Here is a 2,551-nt window from a genome sequence, read left to right as displayed (position 1 = left end):
TGTTTTACACAGTGTTGCACTGTGCTTTACTGTATGTTAAACTGTGTCACAATAGTTTCACAGTGTTGCACAGTGTTTTGCACGGTGTAACACTGTGTTTTGCTTGTATGATAAACTGTGTCACATTGTGTCCCACACAGTGAAACATGTGAAATACATTGAGTGTTTCCTGGTGTAATATGTCCTCAGGAGACGACCCCAACCGCATGAACAGCACGCAATGAACGGCGAAAATCCTTCGCCGGCATTGGTGCAACAAATGCCTGGTTCTCTTTCAGCCTGTCGGATCAATCAAGAACCGGGAGTTGGGCGGCAGGGTCCTCCAGAATCAAAAGCCAGTCTTTTCCTCCTGAAGGCGGAACAAATTCCTGCACCCCTGTGTTATCCGCTGCCGGTGCATTGACGGTATTTCCCGCGGCAGGATTATACCAGCGGACGTTGACACGTTTGCCGTTGATCTTTCCCATGGTCAGGGAAACCTTTTGTCCGAGGGCCAGATAAACCATAAGAAAATCTTTGTCTTTTGAAACGGCCGCCCGAACGTGGGTGCTGTCCTCGCTGTTGAAACCATAAATGACGGACTGGTCCGGAATGAGCTTATAAAAAGGCCTTGCTTCCAGAATCCTGCGCAGATAAGTAATGCTTAATGCCCCGGGCCTTAACAGAGCATCTTTCCAGCTGGTCAGGCAGGGAATCGCCGGATTGATTCCCTCACGGAACATCTGCCAGATAGCATTGTTTCCGTAAGTATAGCCGCAGGCACCTGACAGGAAATCCCAGTAGGCGTGTACCCGTACGTCATAGTCGGTAAAAAAACCTTCTTTCCAGAAATCCTTTTTCACAATAAAACCCTTGATAACTGCCTGCTCTTCCGGTTTCAGTTTGGGATTATACCAGTTCCAGTAATCCCAGAACCTCACGGCAATATCTTCATAGGCCGGTTCCAGGTCGATATAGGGTTTCGCCGGCTGGAGGAGAGCCAGGGTTTCGGCATAACGGTAAACTTTGTTGAAACGGCGGGCATGGCCGCTCTGATAGCCGTTCATGTCGAGCCAGGGTTCGTTGTGCAGCCAGTAATGGGACGAAGCTTCTCCCCGCGGATGGTAGGTTATCAGATGCCGTCCTTCATCTCCTTTCCTGAGGCCGTTTGCCATGGCTTTCCATATTTCGAGGGCTTCAAAACTGTCAACGTTCCGGTCTCCGCCAAGGATCCAGATAACAGGCTTATCGCGGTATCGTTTACCCAGAAACTCACCGTAGGCATAGGCATTTTCCTTTGTAAATACAACCGGCCCGTAACCCGGGTTTGCGTTGGGCACTTTATCGCCCCAGGTGGGAAGCATGCCCATAAACAGACCAAGCTCCTCAGCTTTGTTCACAATGTAATCCACATGCCGGAAGTAAGCTTCATTGGGGCGTCCCGGATCATTCTCCACCAGCGGTCTGTCTCCGTATGCATTCGGAACATTGAGACCGTCCATTTCGGCAAGCACTACTGCCTGAATAACGCTGTATCCCTGTTTTGCACGGGTTGAAAGATAATCATCGGCTTCTTCCCGCGTAAGACGGTGGAAAAGCTCCCAGCCCGTATCACCGAGCCACAGAAAAGGTTTTCCGTCAGGATGCATCAGGTATCTCCCGTTGCGCGAAACAGTAAGAAAAGGTTCCTTCTGATGGCTGTTCTGGCTGCAGCCCGACAGAAAAAAACCAGTGCCAGAAAAAGAAAAATGTGTGGTTTCATAGCATGTTTATGTTGGTCGGTAAGCAATTTAACAAAAAACAAAACTATGATTTTTATTGAATTTGTATGTCTCGTTTTCACAAATTCCATTTCCCCGGCCTTCGATTCAGAAATATTTCAAAAGAAACTTCTGATTGTTTTAAATTATTGACTAATTTTAATTTACGGTTTTTCATTTCAGAAAACCGATGAAGTGTCGATGGGAATATTGGATACTGGATTGCTATCCTAAATAATCAAGTTGTCTGCACGATTTCATTTCAACTTTTTTTACCTATCAGAGTAACAAAAAATCTTTACAATGAAAAGGCATATCCTGGGTAAAACGTTTTTTCTGCTGGCATTCTTCCTTGCCGGTGCTGTTTCCTTGTTCCCGCAACGGCAATGCACAAAGCCGAAGGTTTACATCAGTGTTGGCTACGCTGATGATCCTTTTCTGAGAAGGCAGATTTATGATGACTATGTTTCTAAAGGGTATCCGATTCATTTTGATAATGAAAAGGAATACCTTAAAACCATTATGGATGACATAATCAGGGAACTTAAAGTTAGGTCAGGTGATGTTGAAATTATCCCGCTGGAAGAAAGGATTTTTTTTGATGATATGCCGGAAACACCCGAGGAAGAAAATATGTTTCAGGAGCATCCTTCCGGGGAATACCACCTGCAGTATTTACTCGGATTAGTGGCCCGGGATGAGGGAACTCCGGGACCTGACGGGAGTATCCATCCTGATTACTTATCGATGGTGTTATTGGGTGATGCTGACATAGATGGAGTTTATTTAAGAAGCATTAACTTTAAATATCC

Annotated in this window: 2 protein-coding genes; one reads left to right on the top strand and one right to left on the bottom strand. The window is 45.9% G+C overall.

Annotated elements, in window-relative coordinates:
- Positions 1–287 precede the first annotated feature (287 nt).
- The gene (locus tag GX419_02780; GenBank protein NLI23620.1) at positions 288–1,628 is read right to left on the bottom strand and encodes a DUF4038 domain-containing protein; all 1,341 of its coding nucleotides are present in this window, start codon (positions 1,626–1,628) and stop codon (positions 288–290) included.
- A 414-nt stretch (positions 1,629–2,042) separates the two neighbouring features.
- Here GX419_02780 and GX419_02775 point away from each other — a divergent pair.
- Positions 2,043–2,551 (top strand): hypothetical protein (locus GX419_02775; GenBank protein ID NLI23619.1); only part of this gene is annotated, 509 nt, incomplete at its 3' end.

This window comes from Bacteroidales bacterium (assembly GCA_012517825.1).
Taxonomy (GTDB): Bacteria; Bacteroidota; Bacteroidia; order Bacteroidales; family JAAYUG01; genus JAAYUG01.
The sequence above is the reverse complement of the archived record's forward strand: the minus strand, read 5'-3'. Positions and strand labels throughout refer to the sequence as shown.

Coding starts and splice junctions, on each gene's coding strand:
- GX419_02780 (NLI23620.1), bottom strand. CDS start 1,628: ATGCATCCTGACGGAAAACCTTTTCTGTGGCTCGGTGATACGGGCTGG.